General features: G+C 62.7%; 14 protein-coding genes and 1 tRNA gene. 9 read left to right on the top strand and 6 right to left on the bottom strand.

Going from position 1 to position 15,535, the window contains the following annotated elements; all coding sequences use genetic code 11:
• Positions 1-43 precede the first annotated feature (43 nt).
• Both mobA and ACX3OW_RS20810 read right to left on the bottom strand, forming a co-directional pair.
• A complete protein-coding gene (gene mobA / locus ACX3OW_RS20805; protein ID WP_459097703.1) occupies positions 44-664 on the bottom strand; it encodes a molybdenum cofactor guanylyltransferase in 621 nt (206 codons plus the stop codon).
• On the bottom strand, positions 661-1,872 hold the full coding sequence (locus tag ACX3OW_RS20810) for a benzoate/H(+) symporter BenE family transporter (RefSeq protein WP_459097704.1): 1,212 nt from the start codon (positions 1,870-1,872) through the stop codon (positions 661-663). The genes mobA and ACX3OW_RS20810 overlap by 4 nt, the downstream gene beginning before the upstream one ends.
• A gap of 210 nt (positions 1,873-2,082) precedes the next feature.
• On the opposite strand from ACX3OW_RS20810, the gene ACX3OW_RS20815 reads away from it, so the two are divergent.
• The 4 genes from ACX3OW_RS20815 to ACX3OW_RS20830 all read left to right on the top strand — a co-directional run bounded on the left by ACX3OW_RS20815 (position 2,083) and on the right by ACX3OW_RS20830 (position 4,263).
• A complete protein-coding gene (locus tag ACX3OW_RS20815) occupies positions 2,083-2,223 on the top strand; it encodes a hypothetical protein (RefSeq protein WP_459097705.1) in 141 nt (46 codons plus the stop codon).
• Positions 2,224-2,247: 24 nt separating this feature from the next.
• Positions 2,248-3,903, top strand: coding sequence for a sodium:solute symporter family protein (locus ACX3OW_RS20820; protein ID WP_459097706.1), 1,656 nt, complete (start codon positions 2,248-2,250; stop codon positions 3,901-3,903).
• Positions 3,904-3,920: 17 nt separating this feature from the next.
• Entirely contained in the window at positions 3,921-4,052 is a 132-nt protein-coding gene (locus tag ACX3OW_RS20825; RefSeq protein ID WP_459097707.1) for a putative transporter small subunit, read from the top strand.
• A gap of 137 nt (positions 4,053-4,189) precedes the next feature.
• Positions 4,190-4,263, top strand: a tRNA-Cys gene (locus tag ACX3OW_RS20830).
• Positions 4,264-4,366: 103 nt separating this feature from the next.
• Here the strand turns inward: ACX3OW_RS20830 and ACX3OW_RS20835 are convergent.
• Entirely contained in the window at positions 4,367-4,852 is a 486-nt protein-coding gene (locus ACX3OW_RS20835) for a RidA family protein (protein WP_459097708.1), read from the bottom strand.
• A 228-nt stretch (positions 4,853-5,080) separates the two neighbouring features.
• Between ACX3OW_RS20835 and ACX3OW_RS20840 the strand changes: the two genes are divergently transcribed.
• The 5 genes from ACX3OW_RS20840 to ACX3OW_RS20860 all read left to right on the top strand — a co-directional run bounded on the left by ACX3OW_RS20840 (position 5,081) and on the right by ACX3OW_RS20860 (position 13,150).
• Positions 5,081-5,737, top strand: a complete 657-nt coding sequence (locus ACX3OW_RS20840) for a protein-L-isoaspartate O-methyltransferase family protein (protein ID WP_459097709.1) — start codon at positions 5,081-5,083, stop codon at positions 5,735-5,737.
• 136 nt (positions 5,738-5,873) lie between these two features.
• Complete coding sequence (locus tag ACX3OW_RS20845; RefSeq protein ID WP_459097710.1) at positions 5,874-7,232, top strand: TolC family outer membrane protein; 1,359 nt, start codon at positions 5,874-5,876, stop codon at positions 7,230-7,232.
• A 211-nt stretch (positions 7,233-7,443) separates the two neighbouring features.
• The gene (locus ACX3OW_RS20850; RefSeq protein ID WP_459097711.1) at positions 7,444-8,166 is read left to right on the top strand and encodes a PopZ family protein; all 723 of its coding nucleotides are present in this window, start codon (positions 7,444-7,446) and stop codon (positions 8,164-8,166) included.
• Between the two features lie 805 nt (positions 8,167-8,971).
• On the top strand, positions 8,972-11,731 hold the full coding sequence (locus ACX3OW_RS20855) for a valine--tRNA ligase (protein ID WP_459097712.1): 2,760 nt from the start codon (positions 8,972-8,974) through the stop codon (positions 11,729-11,731).
• 606 nt (positions 11,732-12,337) lie between these two features.
• Positions 12,338-13,150: a tetratricopeptide repeat protein gene (locus ACX3OW_RS20860; protein ID WP_459097713.1), complete on the top strand. Its 813-nt coding sequence runs from the start codon at positions 12,338-12,340 to the stop codon at positions 13,148-13,150.
• A gap of 26 nt (positions 13,151-13,176) precedes the next feature.
• On the opposite strand, the gene xth is transcribed toward ACX3OW_RS20860, so the two are convergent.
• From xth to ACX3OW_RS20875, 3 genes are read right to left on the bottom strand one after another with little or no spacing between them, the layout of a single operon-like run.
• Positions 13,177-13,956 carry an exodeoxyribonuclease III gene (gene xth, locus ACX3OW_RS20865; protein ID WP_459097714.1) on the bottom strand — a complete coding sequence of 260 codons (780 nt, stop codon included), beginning with the start codon at positions 13,954-13,956 and terminating at the stop codon, positions 13,177-13,179.
• Between the two features lie 14 nt (positions 13,957-13,970).
• Entirely contained in the window at positions 13,971-15,083 is a 1,113-nt protein-coding gene (locus tag ACX3OW_RS20870) for a serine hydrolase domain-containing protein (RefSeq protein WP_459097715.1), read from the bottom strand.
• A 54-nt stretch (positions 15,084-15,137) separates the two neighbouring features.
• Positions 15,138-15,488, bottom strand: a complete 351-nt coding sequence (locus tag ACX3OW_RS20875) for a HesB/IscA family protein (protein WP_459097716.1) — start codon at positions 15,486-15,488, stop codon at positions 15,138-15,140.
• Positions 15,489-15,535: the final 47 nt, after the last annotated feature.

Here is a 15,535-nt window from a genome sequence, read left to right on the forward strand (position 1 = left end):
GGTTTGCCAAGCCCCATTTGCAGGCTAATCATTTTAGTTGTGGTTAGAGCGGCTTATCGCGGGCCAATCTTTCCAGCGAGAGCAGATCGGCCAGCGTGTTGAGATTGGCAAATGGGTTGTCGTTGTGGCGAGGCGCCCAATCCACCCGCCGCGCGCCCAGTGCTTCATGCAGCGCCTTGAGGCTTTTCGGGCCTTCGCCCCGCAATACCTGCTGTGGCAGGCCAGTCAGCGCCGCAAGCTGCCAGATGGCATTGGGCGGATAGAACTCCGCGCCCCAGGCCGCGTAGGCAGCCGGCGCATCGCCCAAGCGCGCCTGCATCACCGTGACAAAGTCACCCGGCAGGAATGGCGTATCCACCGTCACCGAAATCAGCAGCCCCGCGTGAATGCCGCGCCGCTGCAAGTTATCCACAGCAGCGGCCAATCCGGCCAGCGGTCCACCCACCGGTCCCGGCAGATCACCCACCGCAAGGGAATCGCCTGACAACACCGCGCGGCCAGAATCAGGCCCGGTCGAAACCATCAGCGGCGTGGCCACTCCGCCCAGCGCCACTGTCACCCGCTCCAGCAGCCGTTTCCCGCCGACACGCAGATCCGCTTTGCGCACCCCGCCCAGTCGTGCGCCCTGGCCGCCGGCAATGATCACGCCATGCGGCAGGTTCACTTGCCGGTGGTCCCGAGCGCCGGTTTGAGCCCGAACCGCAACAGCAGCAGCATGCCGATGCCGGCCACCAGCCCCCAGAACGGTGCACCGACTCCCATTATGGTGATTTCCGAGGCGGTGGTGACAAAGGTCAGAATCGCCGGCAGCCGCGTTTCTTCCTGCACCAGCGCGCCCGAGAGCGCCGCCGCCAGGCTCGATAGCAGCGCCAGCCCCGCCACGGCCTGAATCAGCAAGGGTGGCGATGCGGCGATGAAAGCCGCCGCCAGCGCCGCGCCCGGTGCCAGCAGCAGATACACCACGCCGGCCGAGATCGGCGCCGGCCAGCGGTGATTCTTGTCGGGATGCGCCTCCGGCCCGGCGCAGATCGCCGCCGTGATCGCCGCCAGATTGCTGCTATGGCCGCCAAAAAACGCGGTAATCGCGCTGGCGATTCCCGTCAGCACGAACAGAGGCGCCGGCCGCACCGAATAGCCATTGGCCTGCATCACCGCCAGACCCGGCAGATTCTGCGATGCCATGGTGACGATATAGAGCGGCAGCCCGATGCGCAGAATCGCATCCATGGTGAACACCGGCATCACCGGCACCAGGCTGGGCCAACTGCCATCCAGCGCTCCCGGCGGCAGATTCGTCGTGCTCGCCAGCACAATGCCGGTCACCACCACGGCAATCGGCACCGCATAGCGCTTGGCAAAGCGCAGCCCGAGCATCCATGCCAACAGAATCGGCAGCGCCAGCGCCGGCATTTCCGCCACCGCCTGGATCGGTGCGAGACACAATGTCAGCAGCATGCCGGCCAGCATGGCATTGGCCAGCGGGGCAGGGAGCGCCGCAATCAGCCGAGCCAGCGGCTTGATCAGCCCGGTCAGTATAATCAGCACTGCCGCCACCAGGAACGCGCCCGCCACGGCCGGAAATCCCCCGACTGGTTCGCCCACCGTCAGGATGAAGGCCACGCCCGGCGTCGACCAGGCAAAGCTCACCGGCAGCTTGACCCGCGCGCTGACCACGATGTTGAGAATGCCGATGGCGATACACACGCTCATCAGTCCCGAACCCGCCTGCTGCGGCGAGGCTCCGGTGGCCGTCAGCGCCGCCAGCACCAGGGTGAAGGTGCTCGCATAGCCCACAATGGCCGCCAGCGCTCCGGCCATGATGGGCTGGAAGTAATTGCGCTGTCCCGCGCCGATTGCCGCTTGTTCTGTCACCGCTGCGTCCCCATGTCCTTGGGAGCAACCTAAGCAAGCCTGCCGCAGTGGTGAAGCCATAAACCGCATCGCTGCGCGGCGACCCCGCGCCGCCCGCCAGCGCCGCTTTTTGGGCCAAATCTGGGCCTAAATCGCGCTGTTTTGGGGCGAAGGGTAGCTTTTTGTGGTCACTGCCTATATGTAGAGCGGGCTGCGTGGCAGCAAACTCTGATGAGCGACCTGTTCTCGTTCGTCCTTTTGGATGGCTTCGCCGTCCTCGTTGTCAGCAGTCAGTTGGCACCCAAACCGAGCCCCGATGTGCCGCAACTTTTTGTTGCTGGCTACGCTATTGCCGTTTGCGCATCGGATTAAACAGCAACGCCACCAAGAGGCTAAATGCAACTCCAACAATTAGGGACACCCCTAACTCTTTTCCTGCTCCTGATCTTTTTCGGCGGCACGTTTTTTATCTCCCTCTCCATTGGTAAGAAGAAAGAAAACGCCGACAATTACATGACTGCCGGCAATAATGTCGGACTTGGCGTCTCGGCCGCGTCGATGACCGCCACCTGGATCTGGGCTTCCTCCCTCTACGCCTCAGCCACCTCTGGCTACACTTATGGCGTCTCCGGCCCCATCCATTACGGCCTCTGGGGCGCTCTGATGATCCTGTTCATCTACCCCTTCGGCAAGCGCATCCGCAGCCTCGCCCCCAAAGCCCATACTCTCGCCGAAATCCTGCATGCGCGGCATGGCCAATCCAGCCAGTTGATCCTGGCGGGCTCCAATATTCTGGGGAGCCTGTTGAGCCTGACCTCCAATTTCATCGCGGGCGGCGCGCTGATCGCCATGCTCTCCCCCTTATCCTTCACCGCCGGCATTCTCATGGTTGGCAGCGGCGTGCTGCTCTACACCCTGTGGTCCGGTCTGCGTGCATCCATCCTGACTGACTTCATTCAGGTCGTGGCCATGCTTGGCGCGGTGGTGATCATTGTGCCGGCTGTGTTCTTTGCCGCCGGCGGGACGGAGATCTTCGTTGTCGGCGCAGTCAATCTGACGGCCCAGCAAAGCTCGTTCTTCTCTTCCGATGCCTTCATGAACCAGGGCGCGCCCTATATCGCCGCCGTGCTGGCCTATGCCATCGGTAACCAGACGATCGCCCAGCGGCTGTTCGCCGTGCGCGAGGACATGATCAAGCGCACCTTCGTCACCGCCACTATCGGCTATGGCGCCACGGTAATCGGGGTCGGCATTCTGGGCGTGCTCGCGCTCTATCTCGGCGTCGAGCCGCTGGATGGTGATGCCAACAACCTTATTCCGCAGCTCGCCTCGAGCTATCTGAATATCGGTTTCCTCTGCATCTTCTTCATCATGATCATCGGCTCGCTCGCCTCGACTGCCGACTCCGACCTCTCTGCACTGTCGTCCATCATGATGGCCGATATCTATGGGCGGAACCTGGCGAAAAAGGACCAGGCTAATCCCAAGCTGATGCTGCTGATCGGCCGTATCACCATGATCGTCGCCACGATCGTCGCGCTCTTCTTTGCCAGCAACAAGTTCAACATTCTGGACCTGCTGGTGCTGGTCGGTGCGATCTGGGGCGCTCTGGTGTTCCCGGTGATTGCCAGCTTCTACTGGAACAAGGTCACCAATCCGGCCTTCACCACCTCGGTGCTGGTTGCGCTCGCCGTGTTCTTCCCGGTGCGCTTCGGCTTCATCGAACTGGTCGGTCCCGTCGCCTTTGTCTCCGACATCCTGGCGGTGATCGGGGTCGGCGTGGTTGCCGGGCTGATGGCCTTCGGTTTCTTCGGCGGCAAGGTGGCCCGCATCGTCGGCGTGGTCGCCATCATCGCTGTGGCGCCGTTCGGCATCGGTGCGCTGCATGCCTATCCGGTGCTGACCGCTTCGCTGCTGGCCTACGCCATCAGCGCCATCATCTGCACCCTGATGTCATGGCGCAGCGACATGAATTTCGACTTCTCTTCCATCGCGAAAAACACCGGCAATTTCGATGAGGCGGAAATTCTCGCCGCGTCGTCCAGCCGTTAATCCTGAAAGGAAATCTCATGACCCCCATTCTTCTCACCGCCTATGTGCTGGCTTTCCCCGTGATCGTCGCATTCGTGCTGTTCTACCTCGTCCGCGCCTTCCACGCCGACTGGCTGCAGGCCAAGGCTGAAAACCGCTCGATGATCTAATAATAGCGAAGGCCCCGGCAGAAACGCCGGGGCCTTCGCTATTTGCTCGATCCGCAGCGACCTGTTCAGAAAATTCACCGTCCAATCGCCGGGGTCTTGCATAAGCCAATGCAGTCCAATAGGTACTGCGCATGTGAGGCCACGTGGCGGAGTGGTTACGCAGCGGATTGCAAATCCGCGTACTCCGGTTCAATTCCGGACGTGGCCTCCAATTATTTCCCCACATTGCTATTTTGCCCGCAGCGCCTCAGCGTCAGGCTCGCCAAAGCGCATGGCCCGGGCTTCTGGGAAGCGCCGGGCCATGGTGATGGGTCTTAGGGGCGAACTGCGGTCACTTCGATTTCCACCAGCCAGCCGGGGCTGACCAGGCCCGCAACGGTCATCACCGAGCGGGATGGCAGATTGGGCTGGGCTTCAGTGCCGAAGAACTGGCTGTAGCCCTTCATGAAGCCCTGGAAATCCACCGGCGTTCCATCGGGCGCCACCAGAAATGCCTGCATCTTGATGACGTCGCCCATGGTGAGGTCCAGGTCAGCCAGCGACTTTTCGATCGATTGCAGCACGCTGACGGTCTGGGCTTCCATGTCGCCAAAGGCGGCAGTGGTCGAACGATCAGCGGCGCTGTCGATCACCGACGGCACCGCACCGCTCAGATAGACCGTGGTCATGCCGGCCGGCACTTCTACCGCCCGGGCGATGGGGAAATTGGAGCCAGGCGTGGTGTGGCGAATCACGTCCTGCGCTTGTGCTGCACCCAACAGTGCCAGCGACAGACCGGCGGCAATCAATATCGACTTCATGAATTATGCTCTCAATATGAACAATGTTAAGACCGGGGGGACCCGGTGCCATTCCTGACCTGTCCCATAGGTGTCGCGAATTCGGCAAGAGTTTGATCAATCCACTGGTCTGCCGAATTATCCCCAGTCTGTTCAACACTTTGCACTGATTGCATCTCACCGCTTGTCAGCCCGGCGCGCGGACGATATTCACGTCCGGCATATGAACTTGCGGGCAGGGCGGTTTTGATGGTCGATTTCGAGCGCGCACGCGCCCACATGGTGGATAGCCAGCTGCACACCAGCGGCGTCATCAATGTGCGTATCCTGGGGCAGATGCGAGCCCTGCCGCGCGAGAATTTCGTCCCCGCCAGCCGCCGCGACATCGCCTATGTCGATGATATCCACTGGTTCGGCGCCCGGGGCGCCAGCCGCTTCATGGCTGCGCCGGCCACGCTGGGTAAACTCCTGCAGCTTGCCGACATCGCCGAAACCGACGCCGCACTCGATATCGGCGCCACCACCGGCTATTCCACCGCGGTGATCGCCGGCCTGGCCTCCAGCGTTATCGGCATTGAAGCCGACGCCGCTTTGGCCGCCCAGGCCGCCGCCAATCTGGCAGCCAGCGGCCTGAGCAATGCCAGCGTGGTGACCGGCGCCGTCGGCCAATTCGGCAAGGCGCGCTTCGATGTCATCATGGTGCAGGGCGCACTTGCGAGCGTGCCTCAGGACTATATCGATGCGCTCAAGGATGGTGGTCGTCTGGTCGCCATGGTGGCGTCGGGCGGCGTCGCGGTGGCCAATGTGTTCGTCAAATCCGGCGGCAAGGTCACGGCCCGCGCCGAGTTCAATGCGTTTTTGCCGCCGCTGGTTACGGCGCCAGCGGATCAAGTCTTCGTTTTTTGAGAAAATACCGCCGCCGGTGTGACCTGTGGAGCACGACGGTGGACTAATCGTACACGAATGTTCGGTAATGATTGCTATGGCTGATTGTGAACCCTATCTGCCGCGCATAAAGTTCTGGGGTTATTGGAGTCGGGCAATGGGTCTACGCGGAAAATTGGTGGTCAGCGGTCTGGCCCTGGCGTTGGCAGCCGCTTCGGTCGGCGCTGCGCAGGCTCAGTCGATCACCCAGGCGCTGACGATCGCCTATGATCATGCTCCCGATTTGCAGGCGGCGCTGCTCAGTGCCAAGGCCTCGGCAGAAAATGTGGCGCTGGCAAATGCCGGCAAACGCCCGACCATCGGCGCCTCGCTCGGCGGCAGCTATGACTGGACCACCGCTGGCGGCAGCTTTGCCGCCTCCCAGTCGGTGACCGCGGGCCTCTCCTACAACCAGACTATTTTCGACAATTACAAAACCGACGCCCAGATCGAGGCCGCCCGCGCCGGCGCCGAGGCGGCTGAATACCAGATCCGCAATACCGAGCAGAACGTGCTGCTCGCCGTCGTCCAGGCCTATATGTCGGTGCTGCGCGATCGCCAGCTGGTTGCCCTGCGCCAGGAAAACACCAATTTCTTCCAGGCCCAGCTCCAGTCCGCCCGCGATCGTCTCGAAGTAGGCGAGGGTACTCGGATCGATGTGGCGCAGGCCGAAGCCCGGCTGGCCCAGGGTGACGCGACCTATCGCGCCGCACAGAGCAGCCTCGAAATGAGCCAGGCGACCTTCCAGCGCTATGTTGGCGTGGCGCCGAAAAACCTCGAGCCGGCGCATAATTACGGCCGTCTCATTCCCAATTCGCTGCAGGCGGCCATGTCCGAGGCCGAAGTCGGCCATCCGGCAATCCTGCTGTCCAAGGCCGCCATCCGCGCCGCGCAGGCCGGCAGCGATGCGGCCCAGGCCAGCTTCGGTCCTTCGGCCAGCGTTTCGGGCACGATTGGCACCGGTTTCAGCAGTGTCGGTGGCGCTCAGGGCGTTGGCGGCAAGCTGGGTTTCCAGATCACCGTGCCGATCTATGCCGGCGGCGCCATCGGCGCCAATGTGCGCAAGGCTAATATCGAGCAGATCAAATCCGAGGTCGACGCCATGTCGGCCTATGACCAGATTCGCGAAGCGGTGATTTCCGCCTGGGCCGGCATCCAGAGCGCCGACGCACAGATTTCCGCCGCCAACGCCGCTGTTTCGGCCGGCCGCACCGTGCTGGATGGCGTGATTCAGGAACGCGATCTGGGCACCCGCACCACGCTGGACGTACTCAACGCCCAGGCCGAGCTGACCACGGCGCGCGAGGGGCTGATCAACGCCTCCACCAATAAGGTGATCGCCACCTTCTCGCTGCTCTCCGCCATGGGCCGCCTCACCGCCACCGATCTGGCGCTCAATGTCGAGGTCAAGTCGGCCGTGCATTACAATCAGGTCGTCGAAGACGTCTGGCAGGAATTGCGCACCGTCGCCGATTAGAGCTGCCTCGGCGCAAGTCGTCACGCTCCAACATCCAGAATTGGTGGCCGGGTCATTCCCGGCCACAAGTTTTAGTGGAAGACCTGCTTGTGGACAGCCTCAGCGATTCCTAATTGTGGCAACCGGGTTTAAGGTGTTGGTGACGAATCAGCTCAGTCGCCTCCGGCGGAGGGCGCTGACTGGTACGGGCGCGCACGAGTAAGAGGCACTGATGAACAAGCCGGCACCCAAAGAACCCTCTATGGACGAAATCCTGTCGTCCATCCGGCAGATCATTGCTGATGACGATGCCGCCGGGGTGCCGCGTCGACCCTCCATCCAGGCGGCGCCACCGCCGATGCAGGCCGCACCCGCCCGCCCCATGGCCGATTCGATCGACCGCGACCTCAGCGACATGCTTGACGATATCGAGCCGCTGGCCCTGTCGCCGGCGCAGATCGTCGATGCGGGCGATGACGATGTCGGTGGTTTCAGCTTTGACTCCATCCTGGCCGATACCGCTGTCGACGAGGAGCCCGTTGCTGCCGCGCCGCAGCTGGTCGATCCCGATGATATTGCCTTCGACCTGACCTCCATCGAAGACGAGGAAGAAGAAGAGCTTCCCGCTTTCGATCCGCCGGCTCCCGCTTTCGTGGCCCCCGAGCCGCCGCCGCGCCCGCTGGCCAGCGTCGCCCAGGCCGCGCCGCTCCCCGATCCGACCCTGTCCAGCGACATGGCCGATCAATTGCTCGAGCCCGCCACCCAGGCTGCGGTTCGCAGTTCGATCACCCGGCTGCATGGCCTTGGCCTCGGCAATTCCGGCGCCACCATCGAGTCGCTGATGCGCGACATGCTGCGCCCCATGCTCAAGGAATGGCTGGACGAAAACCTGCCCTCCGTCGTTGAGCGCATGGTCGAAAAAGAAATTTCGCGTATCTCCCGCGGCGAACTCTAGCCGTCCACCCACCGGGTTCACCCTCCCCCTTGCGGGGAGGGAGAGCGAGATAGGACTTAGCTCTTCGCTAAGTCCGTCATCGAGCCGGGAGGGGGTACGAGAGCCCCGGTATCCCGACCAAACCACCCCCACCCTTGATCCCTCCCCGCAAGGGGGAGGGTGTCGACTGCAGCTGCAGTGACCACAATTGCCTCCGCACGTCACCCTCGGGCTTGACCCGAGGGCTCTACACTTCCCGTACCGCAGCAATTGCAACCCCCTCGGGTCAAGCCCGAGGGTGACGATCCGGGTTAAACTTGCGAACGCACCCACCACCGTCATCACCGGGCCTGTCCCGGTGATCCATCTTCCTGCCCCCACTTATCCATCTTATCCCCGCCCCCAATTCCTCCCGCATACTCCCCCTCATCTTCCGGGATACAGGCGGCGCTGCAGCGACCGGTGTCCGGATTGACGGTCGGGAGGGTGGAGGTCGCGCTCCGCCCTGGGCTGCGCGGATGGGGCTTTCTGGCATGGGGCTACGGGTCCATGCTGGGGCTTGCGGTCTGCCTTCCGAGAAAAACCCGACGCCCCGAGGCGATTGCCGTCTCACTATTTTACATTACATCGAGGCGGTCGCCGCCTCGGGGCTCCGCCTGTTTCCAAGCCGACCGGCTGTTGCCGGGCGGGGCATAGCCATGCGTGTGTTCCTGTTGACCGCACCCCGCGCATTTGATTGAAGTCAGCCAACCTATTTGTTCGGCCCGCCAATCCCTTCTCACTTGAGAAGGCTCCCTTGGCTTGTCGCTGCTGTTGCGAGTGATCCATGCTTGAAAAGTCCTATGAGCCCGGCGCCGTCGAGACCCGTATCTATGCCGATTGGCTCAAGGCGAATGCCTTTGCCGCCGGGGCCGGAGCCGCGCCCGGCGCCGAGACTTTCACCATTGTCATCCCGCCGCCCAACGTCACCGGCTCGCTGCATATCGGCCACGCCCTGAACAACACCATTCAGGACATTCTGGTGCGCTTTAACCGGATGCTGAAAAAGGACGTGCTGTGGCAGCCGGGCATGGATCATGCCGGCATCGCCACCCAGATGATCGTCGAGCGCCAGTTGATGGAGCGCCAGCTTCCCGGCCGCCGCGAGATGGGCCGCGAGAAATTCCTTGAGCGCGTCTGGGAATGGAAGGGCGAAAGCGGCGGCACTATTTTCAATCAGTTGCAGCGCCTGGGCGCCTCGGCGGACTTTTCCCGCGAACGCTTCACCATGGGCGAAAACGGCGCGCCGGACGATCAGATGGTCCGTGCCGTCACCAAGGTGTTTGTCGAACTGCACCAGCGCGGCCTGATCTATCGCGCCAAGCGCCTGGTCAATTGGCACCCGGGTCTCGAAACCGCCATCTCCGATCTCGAAGTCGAAAACATCGAGATCAAGGGCCACATGTGGCACCTGCGCTATCCCCTGGCCGATGGCGTCACTTACCAGTTCCCGATCGCGCATGACGAAGAGGGCCAGCCCACCGAGTGGGAAACCCGCGACTACATCATCGTCGCCACCACGCGCCCGGAAACCATGCTCGGCGATAGTGGCATTGCCGTGCATCCCGAAGACGAGCGTTACGCGTCGCTGGTCGGCAAGTTTGTCGACCTGCCGCTGGTCGGTCGCCGCATTCCCATCGTTGCCGACGACTATGCCGATCCGGCGCTCGGCACCGGCGCGGTCAAGATAACCCCGGCCCATGATTTCAACGACTTCGAAGTCGGCGTTCGCAACAATCTCGAGCAGATCAACGTCTTCACCACGCGCGGCGAGATCATCGCCGACGAGTTCATCCCCGCCGCCTATCGCGGCATGGATCGCTTTGCCGCCCGCAAGGCCATCGTCGCCGACCTGACCGCGCTGGCTGAAGAAAACCCGACCCGTGGCCTCGATCACATCGAGGACAAGAAAATCATGGTGCCGCATGACGAGAAGTCCAAACTCGTTGTCATCGAGCCCTTCCTGACCGACCAATGGTGGGTCAAGGCCGACGTGCTGGCCCAGCCCGCCATGGCTGCCGTCCGCGAAGGCCGCACCAAATTCGTGCCCCAGCAATACGAAAACACCTATTTCGCCTGGCTGGAAAACATCAAGCCGTGGTGCATTTCGCGCCAGCTGTGGTGGGGCCATCAAATTCCAGCCTGGTACGGCCCGGATAACCACGCCTTTGTCGCCGCCAGCGAAGCCGAAGCCCAGGCTCAGGCCGACGCGCATTACGGCGCGCCGACGACCATCACCCGCGACGAAGACGTGCTAGACACCTGGTTCTCCTCGGCACTCTGGCCCTTCTCCACTCTGGGCTGGCCTGACGAGACCGCCGAGCTGCGCCGCTACTACCCGACTGACGTGTTGGTCACCGGCTTCGACATCATTTTCTTCTGGGTTGCCAGAATGATGATGATGGGTCTTGAGTTTTTGGATGAAGAGCCGTTCCACACGGTTTACATGCATGCGCTGGTCCGCGACGAAAAGGGCCAGAAGATGAGCAAGACCAAGGGCAACGTCATCGACCCGCTGGAGCTCATCGGCCAGTACGGCGCCGACGCCACCCGCTTCACCCTGGCCGCCATGGCTGCACAGGGCCGCGACCTCAAGCTGTCGCTGCAGCGCGTCGAGGGCTATCGCAACTTCGTCACCAAGATCTGGAACGCCGCACGCTTCCTCGAAATGAACGAGTGCCGCCGCGTCGACGGCTACGATCCCAAGGCCAATACGCTCCCGCTCAACCGCTGGATCGTTGGCGCCACCGCCCGCGCCGCTGCCGCCGTCACCCAGGGCATTGTCGACTACAAGTTCAACGAAGCCTCCAACGCCGCCTATGACTTCGTCTGGGGCACCTTCTGCGACTGGTATGTCGAATTCGCCAAGCCCGTCTTCATGGGCGAAAACGAAGCCGCCAAGGCCGAAACCCGCGCCACCGCTGCCTGGGCGCTGGATCAGATCCTGGCCATCCTGCATCCCTTCATGCCCTTCGTCACCGAAGAGCTGTGGGCGGAAACCGGCAAATTCGGGCCGGCTCGTGAAGCGATGCTGATTCTGAGCCAATGGCCCGATCTGGCCGGCCTCGAAGACCCGGCCGCCGATGCCGAACTGACATGGCTGATCGACGTCATCACCAATGTCCGCTCGGTCCGCAGCGAAATGAACGTGCCCGCCAGCGCCAAGCTGCAAATGGTCGTGGTCGGGGCAGGGGACGAAACCCTGCGCCGTCTCGTCGCCGGCACCTCGCTGATCACCCGGCTGGCTCGCCTTGAGGAAATCTCGCCACAATCGACCGTTCCGGGCGAATCCGCCCAGTTCGTCGTCGGCGAAGCCACCTGGGCCCTGCCGCTGGCCGGCGTCATCGACATCGCCGTCGAAAAGGCCCGCCTCGAAAAGGAAGTCGGCAAGCTCGACGCCGAGATCGCCCAGATCGACAAGAAGCTCGGCAACGAGCAGTTCGTCGCCAAGGCGCCCGAGGAAGTCATCGAAGAGCAAAAAGCCCGCCGCGACGCCGCCATCGAACGCCGCCACCACATCACCGAAGCCCTCAAGCGCCTGAGCTGACGGGCACCATCTAGCCCGGCCCACCAAACGATACCTCCCCCTTGATGGGGGAGGCTACGAGGGGGTGACGGAGAGCCCCGATAGCAGGGGCCTCCCCTCCCACCACCCATATGTGACGATTCCGCAACAGCCCGTATGAATCGATTTCACTGCCCCCTGCGGCAACCATTTGGCGATGTTTGTCGCCACAATCTCCCCATACACGAGACGGTGTAGGCATCTGGGGGCGGATGACTGCAAGCGATGCGGAGGAATCCGTGTTCTTGCGCGTTTTTCTCCCTTTGAGGCCGCAACCCGGCCGCGACGATCCAGCCCGATTCTGCTTTGTGGCAGGCAAGGGCTCGGTTTTGCGCCGGTTTGACGGTGAAACGACGATGAGACCGGTAGCGCCTGCCAAGGCAATACCTTCCGAGCGCCACGCGCTCGGCCGAATGCGGTCACAAACGGAGTTTACCAAATTGTTAACACTCGCTTTCCCTGCCCGATGCAGGGGCTAGATTGGGCACAAGATTTGGCAGCGTCGCCGTTTTGGCTGGCGCGCGCAGTGGAGCCGAAACACCGGCTTCGGGAACATGGCTCGCCAATCGCCCGGCGAGCAAAAGGAGTATGATGCGGACCGTTAGGGACCACTCCCTGATTTCCGTGACCACGGCAGCGTTTCTCGCCATTGCGGCGTCGATCCTGCCCGTGCACGCCCAGACCGCTGCTGATGCTGCGCTCAACATGGCCAACATGTTGGACGGGGCAGGGGGCGGTATTTCGGGTGATGATCTGCTGGCGGCGCTCGAAAATGCCGCCGACGCCGGTCAGCCGATGGCCATGTGGCAGCTGGGCACGATGTATGAGAATGGCGAAGGCGTCGACCGTGACCCGGTCAAGGCCTTTGGCTATTTCGCCCAGATTGCCAACCAGCATGCCGATGCCGCGCCCAAGGGCGTCGAGGCCGATATTGTGGCGCAATCCTTCGTCAAGGTTGGCGATTATTACCGTCAGGGCCTGCCCGGCGCCGGCATCCCCGTCGATGCCGAACGCTCGCACGCTCTGCTGCTGCATGCCGCCACCTATTTCGGCGATGCCGATGCCCAGTATCGCGTTGGCCTGCTCTACACCCGCGCCGACGAAATGGGCATCAACCCACTGCAAAGCGCCCGCTGGTTCTCGCTGGCCGCCCGTAAGGGCCATTGCCCGGCCCAGGCCCATCTCGGCGATATGCTGTTCAACGGCGTTGACGGCATTGAAGCCCAGCCGGTGGAAGGCCTGATGTGGCTGGCCATCGCCCAGCAGCGCTGTGCCGGCACCGGTGATGCGGCCTGGATCGACGAGATGTTCAACCGCGCCGTCTCCCACGCCACCCCCGAGCAGAACACCGAAGCCCTCGCCCTCGCCGACAGCATCGCCCCGCAATTCGCCGGCTTCTAAGCTTCCCGCCGATCAGCCGCGGGAAACTAAAACGCGAACTGCCCTTCCACCGGCACGTGGTCGCTCGGCTTGTCCCAGCCGCGCACATCCTTATGCACCGTCACATCCTGCAGCCGGTCGGCCGCCTGTGGCGACAGCATCAGATGGTCGATACGGATGCCGGCATTGCGCCGCCAGGCGCCCGCCTGGAAGTCCCAGAATGTATAGGACGGTTCGGCCGTGGTCGCCCGCAACGCATCGGTCAGCCCCAGATGGCTCAGGGTACGCCAGCGTTCCAGACTCTCCGGTCGGAACAGGGCGTCGCCCCACCACGCCTTGGGATCATGCGCATCAATTGGCTCGGGAATGAGGTTGAAGTCGCCCAGCAACACAAAGGGTTCTTCCAGCGCCAGCCGTTCGGCGACAAAGGCCTCCAGCCGCCGCATCCAGCCCAGCTTATAGGGGAATTTTTCGGTATCCACCGGGTTACCATTGGGCAGGTAAATCCCGCAAACCCGCACCACGCCGCTCTCCACCGAGAACACGCCCTCGATCAGCCGCGCCTGCTCGTCTGCATCGTCGCCCGGCAAGCCGCGCGTCACTTCGTCAAACGGCAGCAGCGACAGGATGGCGACGCCATTCCAGCTCTTCTGGCCATGCGTTTCCAGATTATAGCCCAGCGCCTCGATCTCGGCCCGCGGGAACGCTTCGTCGATCGATTTGATCTCCTGCAGCACCACGATGTCGGGCTTTTCTTCTTCCAGCCAGCGCAGCAGCACTTCCAACCGGGCCTTGATGCCGTTGATATTCCAGGTGGCGATGCGCATGGGAGAACTCCGAACTAGGGGCGGCGAACAAAATCGGCATAGAGCGCATCGCGAACGTCGCGGGGATAGCGCCCGGTGCAGCCTTCGAGCGCCGTATTGCTCATGGAGATCATTATAAACCCGTTGGCCGGATCAACCAGCCAGGAATGGCCATAGACCCCGCCCCAATTGACGCTTCCCACCGCTTCCGGTGTTTCCGCCGCCACAGGATCGGCCACAATGGCTCCCAGATAGCCAAAACGTCGCCCGGCATCGCGGGGCAGCTCGCCGATCTGGTTACTCATCGCCGCCGTCAGCAGTTCGCTGCCGATGATTCCCTGCCCACCGCTGCGCAATCCCTCCAGCAGCAGCAGAAAATCACTGGCCGTACTGGCCATGCCCGCGCCGCCCGATTGGAACGCCTTGGGATTGAAGATGCGGTTCGGCGCGAAAATCTTCTCGTCGCCATTTGCATCGCGAATCGAGTGTCGCGCCGTCATGCGCGCCGGCTCCGGCGCGTCGTCGCCATAGGGCACGGCCAGCCGCTCGACGTCGCCTACCGAAAAATTACTGTCACTCATGCCCAGCGGGCCGGTCACATAGTGGCGCACCGCATCGGCCAGTGTCGTGCCATGCACCTTGGCCAGCACCGCGCCCAGCACATCGGTGGCTGTGGAATAATTCCACGCCGTACCGGGGGCGAACAGCAACGGCTGGCGGGCCAGGCGGGTGAAATTGGCTTCGTGGTCAAGATCGGTATCCTGCAGGCCGGTGGTGAGCTCCGGGTCGCCCCGATAGCCATAGCCGAGCCCGGCCGTATGGGTCAGCAAGTGACGGACGCGGATATCGCCGAAGCTGCCGTCGGGCGAGCGTGGGGTGAAATAGGGCAGGTGGCTCGATACCGCATCGTCAAGCTGCAGCAGGCTCCGCTCGATCATCGCCAGCGCCGTCATCGCCACAATGGGCTTGGTCAGCGACGCCAGTCGATAGATAGCGTTCTTGGGCATAGGGATGCCGGCTTCGCGGTCAAAATGCCCCGCCGCCCGGTGATAGATCACCTTGCCGTGCTGGGTTGCCAGCACTTCCATGCCGACGATTTTCTTGTTGGCTAAAGCGGCATCGATAACGCTGTCGACCGACTGAGACATGGCAAAACTCCCTCGCGGAAACTTATGCGAAGTCTCGGTCGAACCAGCAAGAGGCTAGACGGCGAAGCTGGTGCCGCAGCCGCAAGAGGCCACCACATTGGGGTTCTTGATCTGGAAGGACTGGCCGATCAGATCATCGACATAGTCGATTTCCGCCCCGCCCATGAACTCCAGGCTCATCGAATCGATCAGCACCACGGCGTCGCCCTTGCTCAAAACGATGTCGTCGCCCGCCGGCTTTTCCTGTACGAGGTTGTATTCATACTGAAACCCGGAGCAGCCGCCCCCCGCCACCGAGATGCGCAGCACCGTCCCTTCGGGCTCTTTCGCAAGAATGCGCGAAACGCGCTTGGCGGCGCGGTCGGTCAAAACGACTTGGGGGGAGGCAAGGGCGGTGGCGGTCATTCTCAGGTCCTAGCCGTAATGTCATAACGGTCAGGCTAAAATAGTAA

This window comes from Devosia sp. A449 (genome assembly GCF_054489375.1).

Excerpts from the sequence above, each read along its gene's own strand:
- ACX3OW_RS20815 (WP_459097705.1), top strand. The coding sequence starts at position 2,083 with ATGAGCGACCTGTTCTCGTTCGTCCTTTTGGATGGCTTCGCCGTCCTC.
- ACX3OW_RS20820 (WP_459097706.1), top strand. The coding sequence starts at position 2,248 with ATGCAACTCCAACAATTAGGGACACCCCTAACTCTTTTCCTGCTCCTG.
- ACX3OW_RS20825 (WP_459097707.1), top strand. The coding sequence starts at position 3,921 with ATGACCCCCATTCTTCTCACCGCCTATGTGCTGGCTTTCCCCGTGATC.
- ACX3OW_RS20835 (WP_459097708.1), bottom strand. The coding sequence starts at position 4,852 with ATGAAGTCGATATTGATTGCCGCCGGTCTGTCGCTGGCACTGTTGGGT.
- ACX3OW_RS20840 (WP_459097709.1), top strand. The coding sequence starts at position 5,081 with ATGGTCGATTTCGAGCGCGCACGCGCCCACATGGTGGATAGCCAGCTG.
- ACX3OW_RS20845 (WP_459097710.1), top strand. The coding sequence starts at position 5,874 with ATGGGTCTACGCGGAAAATTGGTGGTCAGCGGTCTGGCCCTGGCGTTG.
- ACX3OW_RS20850 (WP_459097711.1), top strand. The coding sequence starts at position 7,444 with ATGAACAAGCCGGCACCCAAAGAACCCTCTATGGACGAAATCCTGTCG.
- ACX3OW_RS20855 (WP_459097712.1), top strand. The coding sequence starts at position 8,972 with ATGCTTGAAAAGTCCTATGAGCCCGGCGCCGTCGAGACCCGTATCTAT.
- ACX3OW_RS20860 (WP_459097713.1), top strand. The coding sequence starts at position 12,338 with ATGATGCGGACCGTTAGGGACCACTCCCTGATTTCCGTGACCACGGCA.
- xth (WP_459097714.1), bottom strand. The coding sequence starts at position 13,956 with ATGCGCATCGCCACCTGGAATATCAACGGCATCAAGGCCCGGTTGGAA.
- ACX3OW_RS20870 (WP_459097715.1), bottom strand. The coding sequence starts at position 15,083 with ATGTCTCAGTCGGTCGACAGCGTTATCGATGCCGCTTTAGCCAACAAG.
- ACX3OW_RS20875 (WP_459097716.1), bottom strand. The coding sequence starts at position 15,488 with ATGACCGCCACCGCCCTTGCCTCCCCCCAAGTCGTTTTGACCGACCGC.